At 41.9% G+C, this 21,010-nt stretch carries 16 protein-coding genes; 2 read left to right on the top strand and 14 right to left on the bottom strand.

Annotation, left to right across the window (positions count from 1 at the left end; genetic code table 11):
* Nucleotides 1-12 precede the first annotated feature (12 nt).
* Nucleotides 13-1,455, bottom strand: coding sequence for a pyridoxal phosphate-dependent decarboxylase family protein (locus D7Z94_RS12100; protein ID WP_120711793.1), 1,443 nt, complete (start codon nt 1,453-1,455; stop codon nt 13-15).
* 142 nt (nt 1,456-1,597) lie between these two features.
* Between D7Z94_RS12100 and D7Z94_RS12095 the strand changes: the two genes are divergently transcribed.
* Nucleotides 1,598-3,625: a dipeptidyl-peptidase 3 family protein gene (locus tag D7Z94_RS12095; RefSeq protein WP_120711792.1), complete on the top strand. Its 2,028-nt coding sequence runs from the start codon at nt 1,598-1,600 to the stop codon at nt 3,623-3,625.
* 98 nt (nt 3,626-3,723) lie between these two features.
* Here the strand turns inward: D7Z94_RS12095 and D7Z94_RS12090 are convergent, their stop codons facing one another.
* The 9 genes from D7Z94_RS12090 to D7Z94_RS12050 form a co-directional block, all read right to left on the bottom strand.
* Entirely contained in the window at nt 3,724-5,535 is a 1,812-nt protein-coding gene (locus tag D7Z94_RS12090) for an acyl-CoA dehydrogenase family protein (protein WP_120711791.1), read from the bottom strand.
* Between the two features lie 67 nt (nt 5,536-5,602).
* Nucleotides 5,603-5,944 (bottom strand): four helix bundle protein, encoded by a 342-nt coding sequence (locus tag D7Z94_RS12085; RefSeq protein WP_120711790.1) that lies wholly within the window; start codon nt 5,942-5,944, stop codon nt 5,603-5,605.
* Between the two features lie 30 nt (nt 5,945-5,974).
* On the bottom strand, nt 5,975-7,165 hold the full coding sequence (locus D7Z94_RS12080) for an acetyl-CoA C-acyltransferase (RefSeq protein ID WP_120711789.1): 1,191 nt from the start codon (nt 7,163-7,165) through the stop codon (nt 5,975-5,977).
* A gap of 79 nt (nt 7,166-7,244) precedes the next feature.
* Nucleotides 7,245-9,650, bottom strand: coding sequence for a 3-hydroxyacyl-CoA dehydrogenase/enoyl-CoA hydratase family protein (locus tag D7Z94_RS12075; protein ID WP_120711788.1), 2,406 nt, complete (start codon nt 9,648-9,650; stop codon nt 7,245-7,247).
* A 15-nt stretch (nt 9,651-9,665) separates the two neighbouring features.
* Nucleotides 9,666-10,115: a MarR family winged helix-turn-helix transcriptional regulator gene (locus D7Z94_RS12070; protein ID WP_120712050.1), complete on the bottom strand. Its 450-nt coding sequence runs from the start codon at nt 10,113-10,115 to the stop codon at nt 9,666-9,668.
* 183 nt (nt 10,116-10,298) lie between these two features.
* A complete protein-coding gene (locus D7Z94_RS12065) occupies nt 10,299-12,071 on the bottom strand; it encodes an AMP-dependent synthetase/ligase (protein WP_120711787.1) in 1,773 nt (590 codons plus the stop codon).
* Nucleotides 12,072-12,219: 148 nt separating this feature from the next.
* On the bottom strand, nt 12,220-12,675 hold the full coding sequence (locus D7Z94_RS12060) for a GNAT family N-acetyltransferase (protein WP_120712049.1): 456 nt from the start codon (nt 12,673-12,675) through the stop codon (nt 12,220-12,222).
* A 41-nt stretch (nt 12,676-12,716) separates the two neighbouring features.
* On the bottom strand, nt 12,717-16,415 hold the full coding sequence (gene purL / locus D7Z94_RS12055) for a phosphoribosylformylglycinamidine synthase (RefSeq protein ID WP_120711786.1): 3,699 nt from the start codon (nt 16,413-16,415) through the stop codon (nt 12,717-12,719).
* A gap of 125 nt (nt 16,416-16,540) precedes the next feature.
* Complete coding sequence (locus D7Z94_RS12050) at nt 16,541-17,752, bottom strand: RsmB/NOP family class I SAM-dependent RNA methyltransferase (RefSeq protein ID WP_120711785.1); 1,212 nt, start codon at nt 17,750-17,752, stop codon at nt 16,541-16,543.
* A gap of 71 nt (nt 17,753-17,823) precedes the next feature.
* On the opposite strand from D7Z94_RS12050, the gene D7Z94_RS12045 reads away from it, so the two are divergent.
* A complete protein-coding gene (locus D7Z94_RS12045) occupies nt 17,824-18,858 on the top strand; it encodes a WD40/YVTN/BNR-like repeat-containing protein (RefSeq protein WP_120712048.1) in 1,035 nt (344 codons plus the stop codon).
* Between the two features lie 50 nt (nt 18,859-18,908).
* Here the strand turns inward: D7Z94_RS12045 and D7Z94_RS12040 are convergent, their stop codons facing one another.
* The 4 genes from D7Z94_RS12040 to D7Z94_RS12025 all read right to left on the bottom strand — a co-directional run bounded on the left by D7Z94_RS12040 (nt 18,909) and on the right by D7Z94_RS12025 (nt 20,927).
* Nucleotides 18,909-19,259 (bottom strand): DUF6515 family protein, encoded by a 351-nt coding sequence (locus D7Z94_RS12040; RefSeq protein ID WP_120711784.1) that lies wholly within the window; start codon nt 19,257-19,259, stop codon nt 18,909-18,911.
* Nucleotides 19,260-19,396: 137 nt separating this feature from the next.
* On the bottom strand, nt 19,397-19,849 hold the full coding sequence (locus D7Z94_RS12035) for a hypothetical protein (RefSeq protein ID WP_120711783.1): 453 nt from the start codon (nt 19,847-19,849) through the stop codon (nt 19,397-19,399).
* The gene (locus tag D7Z94_RS12030; RefSeq protein WP_120711782.1) at nt 19,833-20,351 is read right to left on the bottom strand and encodes a hypothetical protein; all 519 of its coding nucleotides are present in this window, start codon (nt 20,349-20,351) and stop codon (nt 19,833-19,835) included. The genes D7Z94_RS12035 and D7Z94_RS12030 overlap by 17 nt, the downstream gene beginning before the upstream one ends.
* 33 nt (nt 20,352-20,384) lie before the next feature.
* A complete protein-coding gene (locus tag D7Z94_RS12025; protein ID WP_120711781.1) occupies nt 20,385-20,927 on the bottom strand; it encodes an RNA polymerase sigma factor in 543 nt (180 codons plus the stop codon).
* Nucleotides 20,928-21,010: the final 83 nt, after the last annotated feature.

Raw genomic sequence — 21,010 nt, 5'->3', positions numbered from 1 at the left:
GATTACCATCGCTTAGTCTGAGTGTTCATTATTTTGTTTGGAGTATTCTTTGATTTTCTCCAATAATTGCTGCAAATGTTCTTTTGTCGTAAAAGGGTTCATAATGGTGGTGCGCAGGTATTGGACACCCCTTAGCTTGGTCTGTACAATATAGAACTCACCATCCTCCAAGAGATTTTGTCTGATGTTTTTGTTGAGTTCGTTTAGTGCCATAGTATTTAAATTAGAATCTATATAACGAAAACATACTATGTTAGATTCGGGTGTGACCGCCAATTCGAAGTGAGAGTTATTTTGAAGGATTTCCCCAAATTGATGTCCCATATCATAGAGTCGGGTAACGAATTCATTGAAAATATCTTCACCATAGGTCTTTAACAATACATACCAATGAATACTCATCATGGTCTTGGTACATTCAAAAGTTCGCTTGCCGGAATTATACCAATCCTCATGGTCTGTTGGGGTTAAAAGGTAATCCGCCTTTTGGCTAAAAGTAGCTGTGGCATGCCTGTCATTTTTAAAAAGTAGGGCAGTGGTTATGGTGGGCATCATCATCATTTTATGACCGTCTAAGACCACCGAATCCGCGTGTTGTATACCCTTCACCGTGAGCACATACTTTTCCGAAAAAATGGCCGCTGCTCCATGAGCACCGTCAATATGAAACCACAAATGGTTTGTATGGGCAAATTTCCCAATGGCTTCCAGGTCATCATAAATCCCGGTTGCTGTAGAAGGAGCACTTCCAATAATGGCAAAAACTGTTATTCCTTTCCTTTTGGCTCTGTCCAGATAGGATTGAAGTAAAGAAGTATCCATTTGAAAGTTTTGGGTAACGGGGATTCTAATAATTCCTTTTTCTCCCAATCCCATTATTTTGGCTGCGCGGTCTATACAATAATGTGCTTCCTCGCTGACCATAATGCCTAGTTTGTCCTTATGCCCTTCATTCCAAACATCATGGGGCACCTTTGCTTTCCTAGCGGATAGTAGGGCGGTTAAATTGGCCAAGGTACCCCCTGAAGTCAAAAAACCTCCCGAATCCTTACCATAACCTATTTTTTTGCAAAGTCTGTCAATGACAACACGCTCAATGGCAGATGGCGACATTCCCATTTCGTAAATAGCCATACCATTGTTCAACAAAGCACTTAACATACCGGACAATGCCGTTATAGGAGCTGTAGGACTCACCTGATGTCCAATGTATTTGGGGTGATGTACATGGGTAGTGCGGTTGAGAATCTCTGGAAAGAGCAGGGACGCATTACCTTTGACGAGGAAATTTTCCCAAAAATCAAGTTCGCTCTCTGGATTACTCCATGCTATGGCGTTATCTGATTTTTCTTGGATTTTATCCTCCAAATGATTTGCCAGTTCATCGATAAGTTTATGACCACGTTCTCTGAAATCCTCCAGAGAGTAGACCGCTTTTAAAAGGTTTTTGTCCATCCTTAAAAATAAAGTCTTGGCTTAAGTAAACAAAACAATGCGTAAAAAACATTCCGCCTCCTTTAAAACTTCCTATGTGAATTTGTAACAATTATAACTCGTTTTGTTACATTTGAAAGATAAATTAAACTTTCTCTTAACTATGAAACTTAAAATTATCGCAATCAGTCTTTGTACTGCAGGTATACTATGGTCATGTAATGAAAAAATAGAAGAAAAGCCAACTGTGACTGTGGATACCACCGAATTTGATTATGTTATAGATCAGTTTGCGGATCTACGAATTCTACGTTATCAGATTCCCGGCTTTGATGAGCTTACTTTAAAGGAAAAGCAACTGGTGTATTATCTTACACTAGCCGGCTTGGCCGGTAGGGATATCATGTGGGATCAAAACTATCGGCATAATTTACAAATTAGGAATGCACTGGAAAGAATTTACACATCATATAAGGGTGATACGAATGCCGTAGACTGGAAAGCTTTTGAGACCTATCTTAAACGCGTATGGTTTTCCAACGGCATTCATCACCATTATTCCAATGATAAGATCAAACCGGAATTTACCCCGGAGTATTTGACCTATTTATTGAAGGAAACGGATACAGAACTTACTGGGGAACCTTTTGATGTAATCTTCAATGAAAAGGATAACAAAAAGGTCAATAAGAAAAAAGGTGTGGACAATGTAGCCTCTTCGGCCATCAATTTTTACGACCCCACCGTAACCGATGCCGATGTAGAATCCTTCTACGCCCAAATGGACAAAGGACCGGAGGGGGAGCCTATTGAAGTAGGTCTCAATTCCAAATTGGTAAAGGAAAATGGAAAATTAAAGGAAATGGTCTGGAAGTCAGGCGGTATGTACGGTAAGGCCATTGACGAAATTATAAAATGGTTGGAAAAAGCCAAGGATGTTGCTGAAAACGAACAACAGGCCACAACACTGGGGTTGTTGATCGAATATTACAAAACAGGAAACCTCAGTAAATGGGATGAATACGCCATTGCATGGGTAAACTCTACCAATGGAAATATTGACTGGATCAATGGTTTTGTAGAAGTATATAACGACCCAAAAGGATACAAGGGTTCTTATGAAAACATCGTTCAGATCAAGGATTTTGAAATGTCCAAACAAATGGCGGTCCTTTCTGAAAATGCGCAATGGTTCGAGGATAATTCTCCCTTAATCGAAGAACATAAAAAGGATAATGTAGTAGGTATTTCCTATAAAACAGTCAACGTAGCTGGAGAAGCGGGGGACGCTTCCCCAAGTACGGCCATTGGGGTTAACCTTCCAAACAACAACTGGATACGCCAAAAGCATGGTAGTAAGTCGGTCTCTTTGGGTAATATCATCGATGCGTACAATAATGCCGGAGGGAGTGGTAGATTAAAGGAATTTGCATATGACGACGAGGAAATTGCTTTAGAAGAGCAATATGGAAAACTTGCGGATAAACTACACACCGCACTTCATGAAGTGATAGGCCATGCTTCTGGACAGATCAACGATGGGGTCGGGCAGCCCAAGGAAACGTTAAAGAACTATGCGTCCACCATGGAAGAAGGGAGGGCGGATTTGGTCGGGCTCTATTTCCTCATGGATCCTAAACTACAGGAATTGGATCTGGTAGAGGACTGGGAAAAGGTAGGCAAGGCTGCCTATGATGGTTACATCCGAAATGGTTTGATTACCCAACTTATCCGTATTGAACTTGGTAATGATATTGAGGAGGACCATATGGTAAATAGACAATGGGTCTCTGCCTGGGCTTTTGAAAAAGGGCAGGCGGATAACGTCATCGAAAAAGTGGAACGGGATGGTAAGACGTTTTACAATATTAATGACTATGCCAAATTGCGTAATCTTTTTGGGGAGTTGCTTAAAGAGGCACAGCGCATTAAATCCGAAGGCGATTTTAAAGCTGCCCAAGATTTGGTAGAGGGATATGGCGTAAAAGTAGATCAAGATTTGCACGCACAAGTTTTAGAGCGCAATACACAGTTTAAGTCAGCACCTTATAGTGGATTTGTAAACCCGGTATTGGAACCGCAAACCAATGCTTCGGGCGAAATAGTAGATGTTGAGGTCAAACAGCCCAAAAGCTTCACGGATCAGATGTTGGACTATGCGGAAAGATTTGGTTTTTTGGCCAAAAACTAGAAATAACGGCAAAACAATATGTCGTTATTGAACAAAAATGAAGCCGTCCGCATTATGCGGACGGCTTTCCTCCTGTCTCACCAGAATTTAAATCTGAATTAGTCAAAGGTATATTCATTTTGCTCAGCTACCGCGTCAGCTATTTGTGTACGTAAAGCTGTTACGTTTGGATAATTGGTATATTTTGTAAAACGCTTAAGTCCCATAAGCATCATACGTTGTTCATCTCCCTCGGCAAAAGAGATAATGGCCTCCTTGCCTTTTTTGATAATGGTTTCGACCGCATTGTACAAATACAGTTTTGACATGGCAATTTGGGTCTTCTGAGACTCTTCTCCCGAGCGTCTGGCATTTTTTTCCGTTCGCAAAACACTGGATTCCGCCATATAGATTTCAATTAGGATATCGGCAGCGGCCAACATCAATTGTTGGTGTTTTTCCAATTCGGGACCAAATTTTTGAACAGCGCTTCCCGCAACCATCAAAAACACTTTTTTTAATCGGGTGATCAAATCTTTTTCTTCGGACAATAGTTCTGAAAAGTCCGGTGTTTCAAAAGATGGGATACCCATTAATTCCTCGCCAACAGCAGTTGCCGGGCCCAATAGATCTACGTGACCCTTCATAGCTTTTTTCACAAGCATTCCCACGGCCAACATGCGGTTAATTTCGTTAGTGCCTTCATAGATTCTCGAAATTCGTGCGTCACGCCAGGCTGATTCCATGGGGGTATCTGCACTGAAGCCCATACCACCAAAAATCTGGAGACCTTCATCCGTAGTTTCCTGTAAGTGTTCGGAAACCGCGACCTTTAAAATGGAACATTCTATGGCATATTCTTCAACACCCTTTAACTCCGCATCTTGATGCGAGTTACCATCGGCCTCTCGCAATGCAATCCTATCCTCTATATTTTTAGCTGCGCGATAACTAGCCGATTCTCCGGCATAGGCATTGGTAGCCATATTCGCTATTTTGGCCTTTATCGCCCCAAAATTGATTATCGGAGTCCTGAACTGCATGCGCTCGTTGGCATATTTTACGGCTTCAGTAAGTACCCGACGTTGGGCGTCCAAACAGGCCGCGGCCAATTTAATTCGACCAATATTCAGGGCGTTCATTGCGATTTTAAATCCATTTCCCCTTTCAGAAAGCATATTCTCAATGGGGACCTCGGTATCGTTGAAAAAGACCTGTCGGGTAGAGGAGGAGTGGATACCCAATTTCTTTTCCTCATCACCAAGGGTAATCCCATTCTTTGGGTCATTCTCCACAATGAACCCTGTTATGTATTTATCATCCTCTATTCTAGCAAAAACGATAAATAGATTACAGAAGCCAGCATTGGAAATCCACATTTTTTGTCCTGTAATGTTATAATATTTTCCGTCATCGGATAGCACTGCCTTGGTCTTTCCAGAATTGGCATCCGATCCGGCCCCTGGTTCCGTTAGGCAATATGCCCCGAACCATTCTCCGGAAGCCAACTTGGGTACGTATTTTTGCTTTTGTTCCTCAGTACCATATAAGGTAATTGGCATGGTTCCAATACCGGTATGTGCACCAAAGGCCGTACTAAAGGAACCTGTTACACCGGAAATATAGTCGCAGACCAACATGGTAGAAACGAATCCCATTCCCAGGCCTTCATATTTTTCCGGTACTGCTACGCTTAGAAGGCCAAGTTCCCCAGCCTTTCGCATGCATTCCTCGGTATAGGCGTAATCCTTTTTCTCAAAACGTTCCCAATGTGCCCAGAGCTCACGATCTGCAAATTCTTTGGTGCTTTCCCGCATCATTCGCTGCTCTTCGCTCAAATCTTCCAAGGTAAAAACGTCCTCACATTGGGTCTCCTTTACCAGAAATTGCCCGCCCCTTAAGATTTCTTTGTTCATTGTTTCTGTACTCATAATTTTTAACCTTTAGAATAAAGAAAGTAGAATAGAGATAATAGAATAGGAGTTAATCAAATCTGTTTTAAAAACTCATTGTCATTTTTTGCCATTCTTCTATTTTACTTTCCAAATTTTTTAATGTTTCATTGTCTATATAATTTCTGTGGTGTGCTATCAGTAATTGTGTTCCCAATTCGTATGAAGAACTTAAAGAATAATCAATATAATTTTTAAAACCTTTATCCGTTCTTCCGGAACCTTCCGCAATATTACTTGGCGTAGAAACAGAGCATCTACTTAGCTGAGAACTTAAGTCATATCTCTCATGTTTTGGAAAATTCACAAGGATATCTGAAACATCATTGGCTATTTCAAGGCCCAATAGCCATATCTTTAAGTTCTTATAATTATGTCGTCTTGCCATACATGTCTATGCTCTATTTTCCCTTTTCCTTTAAGAAAGAAACTCATAGATTCCCGCAGCTCCCTGTCCTGTACCCACGCACATGGTCACCATACCGTACTTTCCTTTCATGTCTCGTTTTCGCATTTCATCAAACAGTTGAACGGAAAGCTTTGCGCCCGTACAGCCCAAGGGATGTCCTAGGGAAATAGCTCCTCCATTGACGTTTACCAGTTCTGGGTTCAAGTCCAATTCACGAATAACGGCAAGTGATTGTGAGGCAAAGGCTTCGTTCAATTCAATTAATTCAATATCATCCTGTTGCAATCCGGCTTGTTTCAATGCCTTTGGAATGGCCTTTACGGGTCCAATACCCATAATGCGAGGTTCTACGCCTGCAGCAGCATAATTAATCAATCGGGCTATGGGTTCCAGATTCAATTCCTTTACCATATCCTCGTTCATAATCAGTACAAAGGCCGCACCATCACTCATTTGCGAGGAGTTTCCAGCGGTAACACTTCCACCCGCTGCAAAAACAGGTCGCAATTTAGCCAATGCCTCCATGGAAGTATCGGCGCGTGGTCCTTCATCTTTATTCACGGTATAGGTCTTTGTTTCCTTTTTACCGGAAGTATTGACGTAGGTGTGCTCTACATCAATGGGTACGATTTGATCTTGAAAACGATCTTCTGCTTGCGCCTTAAGTGCTTTTTGATGCGAATTGAATGCAAACTCATCTTGATCTTCCCGAGACACCTTAAATTGCTTAGCAACAGCTTCTGCAGTCAATCCCATGCCCCAATAATAATCCTCATTTCCTTCCTTGGCTACGGAATAATCCGGTACGGGCTTGTATCCCCCCATAGGAATATAACTCATACTTTCTGCTCCACCGGCAATGATACAATCCGCCATACCGGCCTGAATCTTAGCGGTTGCGATTCCTATGGTCTCTATTCCCGATGCACAGTATCGGTTTACGGTCACGCCGGGAACATCCTCGATTTCCAATCCCATTAGGGAAATCAATCGGGCGACATTAAGACCTTGTTCGGCTTCGGGCATGGCGTTACCGACAATGACATCATCAATTCTTTTTTTGTCCAATTGCGGAACTTCCTTCATCATATGTTCAATGGTCTCCGCGGCCAATTCATCGGGTCGCTTAAATCGGAATACCCCTCGAGGTGCCTTGCCTACGGCAGTTCTATATGCTTTTACGATGTATGCTGTTTTCATTTATGTCTCGATTTTTTGATAGTTGGATTTTTGGACCACCTGGAAATCTAACACTCTAGAAATCCAATAATCTATTCATCTAGTTCCTCAACGGTTTCCCCGTCTTCAGCATGTGCTGAATACGTTCCAAGGTCTTTCTTTCGGTACAGAGCGACAAAAATGCTTCTCTTTCCAAATCCAAAAGGTATTGTTCGGTTACATAGCTAGCTTCGGATAAATCACCACCGGCCATGACGTAAGCCAATTTATTCGCTATTTTTTTGTCGTGTTCTGAAATATAGTGCCCTGCTTCCATGGAATCGGTTCCCACAAGGAACATGCCCAAAGCCTGTTTCCCCAAAACCTTTACATCTTTTCTTGGAATAGGTTTGGTATACCCCCGTTCCGCCATTAACTGGGCATAGGCCTTTGCAGTGGCGATTTGTCTGTCCTTATTAACGACAACAATGTCCTTTCCTTTTTGTAAAACACCTAGGTCATACGCTTCGTAAGCGGATGTGGATACCTTGGCCATTCCTATGGTCAAAAAATATTCCTGTAGAACATTCAGTTCTACATCATTTTTCCGGAAGGTATCCGAAGCCCTGAGTGTCATCTCCTTGCTACCACCACCTCCGGGAATAACACCTACGCCAAATTCTACCAACCCGATGTAAGTTTCCGCCGCTGCAACCACTTTGTCCGCATGTAATGAGAGTTCACATCCGCCGCCCAAGGTCATTCCGTGTGGTGCGGAAATTGTGGGAATAGCAGAGTATCGCATGCGCATCATGGTGTCCTGGAACAGTTTTATGGCCAGGTTCAGTTCATCATATTCCTGTTCCACAGCCATCATGAATATCATTCCAATGTTGGCACCCACTGAGAAATTAGCGGCCTGATTGCCTACTACCAGCCCTTGAAAATCCTTTTCGGCAAGATCTATGGCCTTGTTCAATCCGGCTATGACATCTCCTCCAATGGTATTCATTTTGGACTGAAACTCCACGTTAAGGATACCATCGCCCAAGTCCTCAACGACTACACCGCTATTTTTGAAGACCTCATTGGAGTTGCGGATATTATCCAGAATAATGAAGGCATCTTGTCCGGGAACTTTTTTAGCAGATTGCGAGGGAATATCATACGCATAGGTAGCTCCTCCTTTGACCGTATAGAAAGACTTATGTCCTGAGGCCAACATTTGATGTACCCAATCCGCTGCTTGTTGTCCTTCGGATTTAATAAATTCCAATCCTTTTTCGATGCCTATGGCGTCCCAAATTTGAAAAGGCCCGTGTTCCCAACCAAAACCGGCCTTCATAGCATCATCGATTTTGTACAGCTCATCGGTAATCTCGGGAATTCGATGTGATACGTAAGCGAATATCTGTCCAAAACTCTTTCGGTAAAACTCACCCGCCTTGTCCTTTCCATCTACCAGAATTGAAAATCGATCTATGACCTTATCAACTGTTTTTGTAAGTTCCAAGGTAGCAAACTTGGCACTTTTCTTGGAACGATAATCCATCGTATCCAAGTCCAAGGTAAGAATCTCGCTTTTTCCATCCTTACCTGAAATTTTTTTATAAAACCCCTGTCCGGATTTGCTGCCCAACCACTGGTTTTGCACCATGGTGTCAATAAAACCTGGCAACTTAAAAAGATTATGTCGCTCGTCATCGGTACAGTTCTCATGGATGCCCCGGGCTACATGCACCAAGGTGTCCAGACCTACCACGTCTACGGTACGGAAAGTTGCCGATTTTGGACGACCGATTACTGGACCGGTTAATTTATCAATTTCTTCAACGGTCATGCCTAATTCCTTTACCAGATGGAAGAGGCTCATAATACTAAAGATACCGATGCGATTTCCTATAAAAGCAGGAGTATCCTTGGCGACTACGGCAGTTTTACCCAAAAACTTTTCACCGTAACCATTTAAGAAATCCAGTACCTCAGGTTTTGTTTTGGGCCCGGGGATAATCTCGAACAACTTTAGATAGCGGGCAGGGTTAAAGAAATGGGTTCCGCAAAAATGTGCTTGGAAATCATCACTCCGACCCTCACTCATAAATTGAATAGGGATACCTGAAGTGTTGGAAGAAATTAGAGTGCCTTGGGTACGATGTTTTTCGAGGTTTTCAAATACCTGTTTCTTGATATCCAAACGTTCCACAACTACCTCAATAATCCAATCTACGTCGGAAACCTTGGCAATATCATCTTCCAAATTTCCCGTAACGATACGTTTGGCAAATTGTTTATGATAAATAGGAGAGGGCTTGGATTTTAGAGCGGCAGCCAAAGAATCGTTTACCAAACGATTTCGTACTGCCTTGTCCTCCATGGTAAGTCCTTTGGACTTTTCTTTTTCGTTAAGTTCACGAGGTACAATATCCAACAAGAGTACCTGAACGCCGATATTGGCAAAGTGGCAAGCAATTCCACTGCCCATGATGCCCGATCCAATAATGGCTACTTTGTTAATATGTTTATTCATAGGTTATGCCCTGTATTAATTGGTAGATTCTTCAGAATAAATTTTTTTATCCGTAATTACTTGATTGATGGTATCCATAACTTCAAAAAAGCATTCCAATTTCTCTTCGGAAACACTGGCATGTATCGCCTCGTTAAACCGAAGTACAGCATTTTTGGAATCGTTTCTTTTCTCAAGTCCAAAATCCGTAAGGTGGATTAAGACACCTCTGCCATCATTAGGATTGGGTCGCCGCTCAATCAATCCTTTTTCTTCCATACTTTTTAAAATACGGGATAGACTTGTGGCTTCCATACCCATTTTGGGGCCTAATGCCGTAGATGGCGTACCGGTTTTGGGATCTATACTCAATAAGGTAAAACCTACAGCCATGGTAGACCCGAATTTTTTGGCCTCTTCATTGTACATTCTCGCGACTGCTTGCCATGTAGCCCGTAGCGCGTAATCTATGGTAATTTCTTTCATTGGATGGTTGTTGGTTATAGGTTCCCAAAGATATAAAAACTTACTATGCGTGCATAATAAAATAGAATTTTTTTCTTGCTCAAAGAAGTCGATATTCATAATCCGAGCAGATGAACCAATAATATGAAGGCGAATTATTGAAGAACTGGAGGATACCTCTTGGGATATGGGCGGTGACAGCCGTTAATCACGGCCATAAATGTTATTGTACAGGTCTAAATATTTTTCCTTGATAATTTTTCTTCTAAGTTTCATAGTAGGGGTGAGGTGACCACTGTCAATACTCCATACATCGGGGGTCAGCCGGAATTGTTTTACTTTTTCCCATTTTGCGAAGTTCTCATTGGCCAGATTAACTTCCTCCTCGTAGCGATCCAGTACCATTTTGTTTAGGACAATATCAGAATTTTCCGGAATAGTGACGTTATGTCTTTTGGCCCACTCATGCAAAAATTCAAAATCGGGCTGAATGAGGGCAGCCGGCATTTTTTCTCCCTCGCCCACTACCATGACCTGTTCTATAAACCGGGATTGCTTCAACCTATTTTCCAACAATTGGGGAGCAACGTATTTGCCACCAGAGGTCTTGAACATCTCTTTTTTACGATCCGTTATTTTGAGAAAACCGTCTGAATCGATTTCACCAATATCCCCTGTATGAAAATAACCATCTTTAATTACTTCATCTGTTAGGTCCGGATCTTTATAATAACCTATCATCACCTGGGGCCCTTTTACGCAGATTTCACCATCATCGGCTATTTTTACTTCGGTATGATTCAATAATTTGCCCACTGTACCAATTCTGAATCCACCATCGCGCATATCATTTACCGAGATTACCGGAGAGGTTTCGGTAAGCCCATAACCTTCCATTACACCAAATTCCGCCGCATTGAATATCCGCGCCAACCTAGGTTGCAAAGCAGCGCTTCCCGAAGAAATCAGACTGAGATTGCCACCTAGACCAGCTTTCCATTTGCTAAATATCAATTTACGGGCTAACGCCAATTTCTGCTCATACCACCATCCATTTTGACCGTAGGGTTTATATTGTAGACCCACATCCACGGCCCAAAAAAACAATTTCTTCTTAATACCTGATAATTCGGCCCCTTTGGCTATTATTTTGTCATACACTTTTTCCAACAACCTGGGTACTGCGGTCATGACGTGTGGCTCAACCTCCTTAATGAATTCACTGATTTGATCAATGGGTGCAAAATAAACCGTAACCCCGGCATATTGATAGAGGTACATCAGCATACGTTCATATATATGACATACGGGCAAAAAACTCAGTGATTTTGCTTTACCATAATCCAAGGGCAATCGCTTAAAACTTTCAAGCGCATTGCTTACCACATTCTGATGCGATAACATGACGCCTTTAGCCTTTCCCGTAGTTCCAGAGGTATAGATCAAAGTAGCCAAATCCTCTGGTTTTACCGCTTCCATACGTTTTTGTACCTCTTCCTGATTGGAATCGTCCTTGCCTAATTCCAGTACTTCGTTCCAGTTTTTGCAGTCCGTTAGCTTATCAAATGAATAGACTTCTTTAAGGCCTGGTACTTGGTCTTTGATAGCCTTTACTTTTTGGTATACCTCGGAACAGGAAACGAAGCAATAGGAAGATTCGGAATGATTGAGTACATATGCGTAGTCTTCCTCGGAAATCGTTGGATAAATAGGTACATTTTGTGCACCCAATTGCAAAATGCCGGTATCCATTATATTCCATTCCGTTCGGTTGGACATTGAAATTAAGGCAATCTTGTCATTTGGCTTCACGCCCATACGAAGCAGGCCTCGACTAATGGCATTGGCCTTATCGATATATTCTTTAGTGGATGTGGCCACCCATTGGTCATCATATTTGGTGACCAAACATTTTTTTAAATTATATTTTTCCAATTGATAATATGGAAAATCGAATAGTCTGGTGATATTTTGCATAGTTGGTTTCTCCAAGGTTACTGCAAAATAGCGAAAGTAGATGGGATATTAAAATCCAGGAATTTGCGCTAGCAACTTCATAAGTAACTTTCCTAGATTCGGAAATCGGTTTTAATAACTTTAGAGATGGGAACTTGTTGATCTGTATTTAAGTGAGATGGAGCTTCATCCCTTCATGGCTATTGGTAAATCCCAACTTTTTGTAAAATGCAAGTGCTTGCTGTCTTTTTTTATCCGTAGTGAGTTGTACGAGGTGTGCACCTTTTTCTTTGGAACGCTGAATGGCCCATTCGAACAACCTTTGACCAACACCTTGCCCACGATATTGTTCATGCACCCGTACTGCTTCAATTTGTGCACGAATACCTCCTTGATAGGTCAGGTATGGAATGAAACTCAATTGTAAAGTCCCGATAATCTTTTTAGAGTCATCCACAATGACGACCAACTCCTGATGGGGGTCAGAGTTTATTCTTTTAAATGCATCATAGTACTTTTTGGGCAATGGGTCTTGAAAATCCTCACGCGACTTTCCCAATTTGTCATGCGCTAGTAGGGATACAATATCCAGAAGGTCACTTTTAACGGCTATACGTATATTCATGGCCATTGATTTTCAAAACTATAAAAATCCCTGAGTGATAACTATGAGCGGTTTTCTTCCACCCATTTCCTGGCATTTGTAAAAGCTTGTAACCAGGGAGAAACCATGTCTTCCCTTTTCTTGGGGTAATGTGCCCAATTCCATGGGAAGATAGAGCGCTCAATATGGGGCATGGTAACCAAATGCCGCCCCGTTTTATCGCACAGCATGGCGGTGTTGTAACTGCTTCCATTAGGATTGGCAGGATAGTCCGCATACCCATATTTTGCTACGATGTCATACTTCTCCTCGGGTAGTGGTAGACTAAATTTGCCTTCACCATGGGAAATCCATACACCCAAAGTAGTGCCTTCCAAATTGGAGAGCATTACAGAATTGTTTTCCTGGATTTGCACGGACGTGAAATTGCTCTCATGTTTATGCGAGTCGTTATAGGTCATTTTACCGTGTTGTTTCCCATGTTCCGGGTTGATTAGATCTAATTCCATAAACAACTGGCAGCCATTACAAATACCAACGGAAAGTGTATCGGGGCGAGCAAAGAATTTTTTTAGGGCACTATTGGCCTTTTCGTTGTATTTAAAAGCTCCGGCCCATCCCTTTGCGCTGCCGAGTACATCGGAATTGGAGAAACCGCCCACAGCTCCTATAAATTGAATATCTTCCAAAGTTTCCCTTCCACTTATTAAATCCGTCATGTGCACATCCTTTACATCAAAACCCGCCAAGTAGAGGGCATTTGCCATTTCCCGCTCGGAATTACTGCCTTTTTCCCTTAAGATGGCCGCTTTGGGTTTGTCCTGTGAGAAAGTACGCTCAGGTAGAATTCCCGTGAATTGATCGGGAAATTTATAACGTAACGGTTGCTTCTTATAGTTTTCATAGCGCTTTTTCGCCAGTCCACTTGCCGTTTGTTTATCATCCAACAAATAGGAGGTCTTAAACCAGATGTCCCTAAGCTGGTAAATGGTATTGATTCCTATGCCTTTTCCGTTTGGTTCTTCTTTGCCTAAATCATTTTTAATTAACAAGAAACCATTGGTAACTACTTTGCCTATTTTTTTAAATTCGACTTTCATTTCTTTTAAAAAGTCTTCAATTTCGACATCATTTTTTGCTTGAAAAACAATACCTGAATTTTCTGAAAACAGTAATTTAATGTTGTCTTCTTCTCCTAAACCTGTTAAATCCAATTCCATACCCAAGTCATTGTCAGCAAAGCACAACTCCAAAAGTGTGGTAATCAACCCTCCGGAGGCAACATCATGTCCTGCAAGGATTTGACCTTTCTTTATTAAAGTCTGGATTGAATCAAAAACCAGTTTAAAATAGGATGCATCACTAATGGTTGGAGCATCGGTTCCAATAGTATTCTGTATTTGCCCAAAGGAGGAACCACCCAGCTTATATTCATCTTTTGAAAGATTAATGTAATATATGGGGCCACCATCTTTTTGCAAAACAGGCTCTACTACTTTGGTAATGGCATTACAGTGTCCTGCTGCGGATATGATTACCGTTCCCGGGGCAATGACTTCCCCATCCGGATATTTCTGTTTCATGGAAAGGGAATCCTTTCCCGTGGGTACATTGATGCCCAACGCAATAGCGAAATCGGATACGGCCTTAACGGCATCATACAGTCTAGCATCCTCGCCTTCATTCCTGCAAGGCCACATCCAATTGGCGGAAAGAGAAACGGAATCTAGCCCGTCCTTTAACGGTGCCCAAATTATATTGGTTAAGGCTTCTGCAATACTGTTTTTACTTCCGGCTTCAGGATCTATTAATCCGGAAATAGGGGAGTGGCCTATACTTGTGGCTATGCCTTCCTTTCCCTTAAAATCCAGTGCCATTACCCCGCAATTATTTAAAGGCAACTGTAGGGGGCCGGCGCACTGTTGTTTGGCCACTCTACCGCCCACGCAACGATCCACCTTGTTGGTCAACCAGTCCTTGCAGGCCACCGCCTCTAACTGAAGTACTTGTTCCAAATAGTCATGAAAGTTCTCCAAGGCATAGGAAAGATTCCTATATTTTCTTTCTATGACGGCATCTTCCATAATAGTCTTTGGTGAACTTCCGAAAAGGGCGGTCAATTGTACGTCTATAGGTTTTTCACCCTTTGCATTGGATTCAAAAGTGAATCGATGGTCACCGGTAACATCACCCACTTGATACATGGGAGAGCGTTCCCGTTCGGCTATACGTTGTAGCAAATCGATATCCTTTTGGCCAATGACCAACCCCATCCGTTCCTGGGATTCATTCCCGATAATTTCTTTGGAGGAGAGGGTAGGGTCACCGATAGGTAATTTGTCCAGATCAATTTTTCCACCGGTATCTTCCACAAGCTCTGAAAGGCAGTTTAGATGTCCGCCGGCGCCATGGTCATGAATGGAAACAATGGGGTTTTGATTGCTCTCTACCATACCTCGAATAGCATTGGACGCCCTTTTTTGCATTTCAGGATTGGAACGTTGTACGGCGTTGAGTTCTATGGCCGAACTAAATTCTCCGGTATCCGCACTGGAAACAGCTGCGCCGCCCATGCCTATACGGTAATTGTCACCACCAAGAATAACAATTTTATCGCCTGTTTTGGGTGTTTCCTTTAAGGCCTGATCTGCCTTCCCGTATCCGATGCCTCCGGCAAGCATAATTACCTTATCAAAGCCCAGTCTTCTTTCGTGCTCTTGGTGTTCAAAAGTGAGTACGGATCCGGAAATTAAGGGTTGCCCAAACTTATTGCCAAAATCCGAAGCACCATTAGAGGCCTTTATCAAAATATCGATAGGCGTTTGGTAGAGCCACTTACGGGCAGGAAAGGCTTTTTCCCAAAGCCGATTTTCTTCCAATCTGGAGTATGCCGTCATATAAACTGCCGTTCCGGCCAAAGGGAGTGAACCTTTACCACCTGCCAGCCGATCCCGTATTTCACCACCAGATCCGGTAGCCGCGCCATTAAAGGGCTCTACTGTTGTAGGAAAGTTATGGGTTTCTGCTTTAAGGGAAATCACAGATTCAAATTCTTCCTCATTATAGTAATCCGGTCTGTCTGCAACTTTGGGTGCAAATTGTACTACTTTGGGTCCCTTAACAAAAGCAACGTTATCCTTGTAGGCCGAAACAATATCATTTGGATTTTCCTCTGAAGTCTTTTTTATTAGCTTAAAAAGGGATGAAGGCATTTCCTTTCCATCAATGACGAAGTTGCCGTTGAAGATTTTGTGTCTACAATGTTCCGAGTTTACCTGACTGAATCCGAACACCTCGGAATCTGTCAATTTTCTTCCCATTTTTTCAGAAAGTCTTTCCAAATAGTCCACTTCCTCATCATTCAACGCGAGCCCTTCCTTTTCATTATAACCGGAAATATCGTCAATTTCCAAAACAGGTTCCGGCACAATATCGATATCAAAAATACGCTGCCCCAGCCCATTGAATTTTTGGGAAAGCATGGGGTCAAAATTCATAAAATCAGTTTCAACGGATTGGAACTCTTCTATCCGTATTATCCCGGAGATTCCCATATTTTGGGTAATTTCCGTGGCATTAGTACTCCAGGGAGTAACCATTGCCGCCCGGGGGCCAACAAAAAAGGCGTCAATCGACGCCATGTTTATCTTGGATTTGTCCCCGAACAACCAGGTTAATTTTTCTATATCCTTTGGAGAAAGCTCCTGTTTGGTCTTAACCGCAAAAACTTTGGTATTGACCTCGCCGAAAAAGTGAATCATTGAACTTAAAAGTTGTTTGATTTAAGAAAGCACAAATTTACACCTTTTTGAGCTAAGTTTTTCGGGGAAAAGTTAACAGGTTTTATAGGGATTGTTGATAATCAATGGAGACCTGACAGGTCTTCTCATCTTTTGACCATTAAGGCCATATAAAACCCATCAAACCCACTTTTGGAAGCGTAGATATGCTTTTCTTCGATAAGATTAAAGTCTTTCCCCTCTTCCGATTTCAAAAAACCGAATACCTGCTTTTCGTTTTCTTCGGGAAGAATTGAGCAGGTCACATAGGCCAATTTACCTCCCGACTTCACCATTTTGCTATAGCTGAAAAGTATTTCTCTTTGGGTCTTGGTGATTTTTTCAAGAAATTCCGGCCGCAATTTCCATTTTGCATCGGGATTGCGACGAAGAACACCCAATCCCGTACATGGTGCATCGATGAGGACACGGTCTGCACTACCATAGAGCTTCTTAATGACCTTAGTGGATTCTATTGCCCTTGGTTCAATATTATGAGCGCCATTTCTTCGAGCACGCCTTTTCAATTCCTTAAGCTTGTTGTCATAAATATCTAGGGCTATAAGTTGTCCTTTGTTTTCCATCAATGCGGCTAGGTGCAAGGTTTTGCCCCCTGCTCCCGCGCAGGCATCCACAACACGAATCCCAGGTTTTACATCCAAAAAATTTCCGACCAATTGGGAGGAGGCATCCTGGACTTCGAACCATCCATTTTTAAAAGGTTCCGAGCTAAACACATTGGTGCGTTCCTGTAGTTTTAAGGCATCGAGATACCCCTTTATGGGTTCCGTGACAATACCGGCGTCTAGAAGTTCTCTTTTCAACTTGGGCTTTGTAGTTTTAAGCGTGTTGACTCTCAAAACAACATGGGCTTGTTTGTTTAGGGCCGCTATTTCTGCGGTCCATAATTTTTCACCCAATGCCTTTTCCCCAAGAGCATCCAACCAGTCCGGAATGGATTCCCTGTATTTCCTGATTTTTGAGAGCTCATCAAATTTACCCTTAATGCGACGTTCCGGGGTAGGTGCGATTTGTTTCCAATCGGGCAGTTCAATTCCTTTTAATACGGCCCAAACAGCCCACATTCGGAATAAGTTACTTCTGCTATAGGGTTCCTTTACCTCGGCAATTTCGGCATAGAGACGTTTATACCGTACCATTTCGTAGGTGGTCTCCGCAATAAAACCTCTATCCCGTGAGCCCCATCTTTTGTCTCGCCTCAATGTTTTTTCGATCACCTTGTCCGCGTATTCGCCTTTGGTGAATATCAAATCAAGGGCGTCGATTACGGCAAAAACCAAATTTCTATGCAATTTCATTCTTAAAAAATAAGGCTGCAAAGGTATTGTTTTAGCAGGTATTCCCTTTATTTTTGGGAAACTTTATCATGATGCGATTCTTTACATTTGCTTTGATTTTTCCATTGTTGTTTTCCTGTTCCTCAGAAAAAGAAAGAAAGCCGTTGGCATCTGTCGGTATCGAAGTGATTTATGAAGATTCCTTGAGTATTCGCGCAATTGAAATCATGGGCAATAGCTTGGCCTTTGCTGCCAATAAGGGAACTTTTGGAACTATAGATTTAAGGACGGGAACAGTACGGACCAACATTCAACATTTTGATTCCGTTGCCCCTGAGTTTAGGGCCGTAGCACATACGGCCACGGATTTTTTTATGCTTTCCGTTGCCAATCCGGCCTTGCTTTACAAGACAGGTGATAAAGGTCGGATGGAGCTGGTATACCAAGAGGAGGGAGAAAGCGTTTTCTATGATGCGATGACCTTTTGGAATAATCTGGAGGGGATTGCCATAGGTGATAGTGTTGAGGGGTGCCTTTCCATAATCATTACCAGGGATGGAGGAAATACCTGGAATAAGCTGTCTTGTGACTTTTTACCAGAAGGTATTGAAGGTGAAGGGGCATTTGCTGCGAGCAATTCCAATATAGCTATCGTGGGAAATAAGACTTGGATTGCCACAACGGAAGGGCGCATTTACTTTTCACCAGATAAAGGCAAGACTTGGGAGGTACGTGAAACTCCTTTTTTGAGTGAGGAACCTACCCAGGGAATCTATTCCGTTGATTTTTATGATGAAAGCGTGGGCGTGGTTTTTGGCGGTGATTTTACGGACCCTGAAAGTAATAAGGCAAATAAGGCCATGACCAAAGATGGTGGGGAAACCTGGAACTTGATATCCGATGGGCAAAATCCGTCATATAAAAGTTGTGTTCAGTTCGTCCCCAATTCTAAGGGAAAAGAAATGGTAGCCCTTGGCTTTACGGGAATATCGTATTCCAGTGATTGGGGAGAAACTTGGAAAACGATATCCGACGTCCCTTTTTATACGTTTCGTTTTTTTAATGATTCCATTGCCTATGCTGCAGGGAAGGGAAGAGTAGCAAAACTATCATTCCGGGCAAAATAAGGATGTCTTATCATTGACCACACCTCACTTTGCCCCGAACGAACTATCGATTATACATTTACGATCTTATAGCCCCTACCATGCTTTGTATACCAAACACCTCGGTATTTGTACAGCTTCCTTCCATTGATTCGAACAACTTTGTTCCCTCTTGGTAGATGTCTTACGGTAACACCTATTGGAGCCGCACTGACCACATACCTTCCACCTCTAAATCGATACCAGACCCCATTGGAAACATGAAAATTAACACCTCTGTGTACCACAAGTTTTGGTTGATGAACGGTGGTTACCACCGCACCGATTCGAGGGTATACCTTGACTACCTTTCTTTGGGCATTTACGGTCATTAAGGTTCCGAACAATACCATGATAAGTAAAATTAACTTTAGATTCTTCATAACATAAATTTTACGACTTGGATGAATTTCCCAAGTCCGGTTTACATCTTTTTGACTGTTACCAGATGGGATGGTTTAATTAAAAAGGGCGCTATATAGCGCCCTTTTTACGTTTTTCATCGAATTCTTTGTTCACATTAGCCACCACTACGCCTTCTGTCCCGCATTTCTTTCAGCAACCGTTTTTTAAAGTCTTCCTCGGCCTTTATAAGTAGAAATGTTTTTTTGGAAGTAATTGCTTTGCTCATTTTCTCCATGAAGTTTACATTCAATTGATGTTTTTCATTTTCTAAGGCAATCAAATCGTTAAGAAGGGCATCGGCCTGCTTTTCGGACAATTCGTCAAAATTCATAAGCTTTGCGCGAATTTCCCGTCTTTCCTTTCTTTTTATGGCCTCAATTTTGTCTTCATGTTCATTATAAATAGGCCAAAAAACTTGCGCCTCCTCTGAAGTCAGACTTAAGCGCTCCGTAATAAAAGCTACTTTGAGTGTTTTGATTTTATCCCTAATGGGTCTATTCTGCCCATAAAAGAAAGTAGTTGTGAGCAGAAACAAGATCAATATCCGTATGCTATTGTTCGTATTCATCGAATTCTATGTTTAGTTCATCCACATCATCCACGGTATCGTCCAAATACTCCATGATGTTTTCGTCGTTGATTTGATTTTCCAAAATATCATTGATTTCCAATTCCTCCACGGAAATGACCTCGGCTATTTCATAAGAACTTAGTCCTATATCATTGTTCTCCAAAAAGGTTTCCAAATCCGAATTGGCCAGATCCTCAAATGTAAACTCATCTTGATTTGAGCGCAACCCGAAAACTAACACCAGAATTGCAGCAACTGAAGCTGCTGCATAATAGAACTTCATGTAACGTCTCAACTTTATGACCTTTGTGTCTTTCTCATCTATTTTTTGGACTATTTTTTCATTGAGATTTTCAAAATAGTTTTCAGGTACTCTAAAACCATCCTTTACAGGTAGATGAATCTCTTCCCCTGACAGCTTTTGCTTCATCTTATCGGTGAAGCTGTCAAAGTAGCCTTCAGGGGTTTTAAAATCTTGCTTTTTATATTTTTTATCCATGTCTTTATTTTGACTTGTAGCCCTTTAAAAAGTTTAACTCTCTTTTAGGGATGCCTCTATTTTTTTTACAGCGAGGTGATAGGAAGCCTTTAGTCCGCCCACGGAGGTCTCCAATATTTCTGAGATTTCCTCATATTTCAATTCTTGAAAATATTTCATATTGAAGACCAGTTTCTGCTTTTCCGGTAGAGCCGCAATGGCCTTTTGTAACTTCAGTTGAATCTCATCGCCCTCAAAATACACATCGGCTTCTAGATTTCCTATCATTCGATCCTGCAATTCTACATCGCTAAGCCCTAATTTTCTCGATTTGGACTTCAAAAAGGTCAATGCCTCATTGGTGGCGATACGGTACATCCATGAATATAATTTGCTGTCGCCTTTAAACCCTTCAATATTTTTAAAAACCTTAATGAAGGTATTTTGCAACACATCGTCCGCATCATCATGATTTAAAACGATCCTACGGATATGCCAGTATAGCCTCTCCTTATAGGTGTTGATAAGCACCTCAAAGGACTGGGATTGGGTTTCCTTTTGTTTTAGTTGCTGGACTAAGGTCTCTTCCGAAATCAAATTAATTTTCTTCGATATGTCTTTTGGACTATAAAAATAGGAAAAGGTTTAAGCTTATCGATCAACTGCCTTTCTAAAGACAA

The sequence above is a fragment of the Ulvibacterium marinum genome, from assembly GCF_003626755.1.
Taxonomy (GTDB): domain Bacteria; phylum Bacteroidota; class Bacteroidia; order Flavobacteriales; family Flavobacteriaceae; genus Ulvibacterium; species Ulvibacterium marinum.
The sequence above is the reverse complement of the archived record's forward strand: the minus strand, read 5'-3'. Positions and strand labels throughout refer to the sequence as shown.

What these genes read in the sequence shown, in the direction of transcription:
- purL (WP_120711786.1), bottom strand. Translation starts at nt 16,415, where the DNA reads ATGATTCACTTTTTCGGCGAGGTCAATACCAAAGTTTTTGCGGTTAAG.
- D7Z94_RS12060 (WP_120712049.1), bottom strand. Translation starts at nt 12,675, where the DNA reads ATGAATATACGTATAGCCGTTAAAAGTGACCTTCTGGATATTGTATCC.
- D7Z94_RS12085 (WP_120711790.1), bottom strand. Translation starts at nt 5,944, where the DNA reads ATGGCAAGACGACATAATTATAAGAACTTAAAGATATGGCTATTGGGC.
- D7Z94_RS12030 (WP_120711782.1), bottom strand. Translation starts at nt 20,351, where the DNA reads ATGGATAAAAAATATAAAAAGCAAGATTTTAAAACCCCTGAAGGCTAC.
- D7Z94_RS12095 (WP_120711792.1), top strand. Translation starts at nt 1,598, where the DNA reads ATGAAACTTAAAATTATCGCAATCAGTCTTTGTACTGCAGGTATACTA.
- D7Z94_RS12050 (WP_120711785.1), bottom strand. Translation starts at nt 17,752, where the DNA reads ATGAAATTGCATAGAAATTTGGTTTTTGCCGTAATCGACGCCCTTGAT.
- D7Z94_RS12090 (WP_120711791.1), bottom strand. Translation starts at nt 5,535, where the DNA reads ATGAGTACAGAAACAATGAACAAAGAAATCTTAAGGGGCGGGCAATTT.
- D7Z94_RS12075 (WP_120711788.1), bottom strand. Translation starts at nt 9,650, where the DNA reads ATGAATAAACATATTAACAAAGTAGCCATTATTGGATCGGGCATCATG.
- D7Z94_RS12080 (WP_120711789.1), bottom strand. Translation starts at nt 7,165, where the DNA reads ATGAAAACAGCATACATCGTAAAAGCATATAGAACTGCCGTAGGCAAG.
- D7Z94_RS12065 (WP_120711787.1), bottom strand. Translation starts at nt 12,071, where the DNA reads ATGCAAAATATCACCAGACTATTCGATTTTCCATATTATCAATTGGAA.
- D7Z94_RS12045 (WP_120712048.1), top strand. Translation starts at nt 17,824, where the DNA reads ATGCGATTCTTTACATTTGCTTTGATTTTTCCATTGTTGTTTTCCTGT.
- D7Z94_RS12100 (WP_120711793.1), bottom strand. Translation starts at nt 1,455, where the DNA reads ATGGACAAAAACCTTTTAAAAGCGGTCTACTCTCTGGAGGATTTCAGA.
- D7Z94_RS12040 (WP_120711784.1), bottom strand. Translation starts at nt 19,259, where the DNA reads ATGAAGAATCTAAAGTTAATTTTACTTATCATGGTATTGTTCGGAACC.
- D7Z94_RS12070 (WP_120712050.1), bottom strand. Translation starts at nt 10,115, where the DNA reads ATGAAAGAAATTACCATAGATTACGCGCTACGGGCTACATGGCAAGCA.
- D7Z94_RS12035 (WP_120711783.1), bottom strand. Translation starts at nt 19,849, where the DNA reads ATGAATACGAACAATAGCATACGGATATTGATCTTGTTTCTGCTCACA.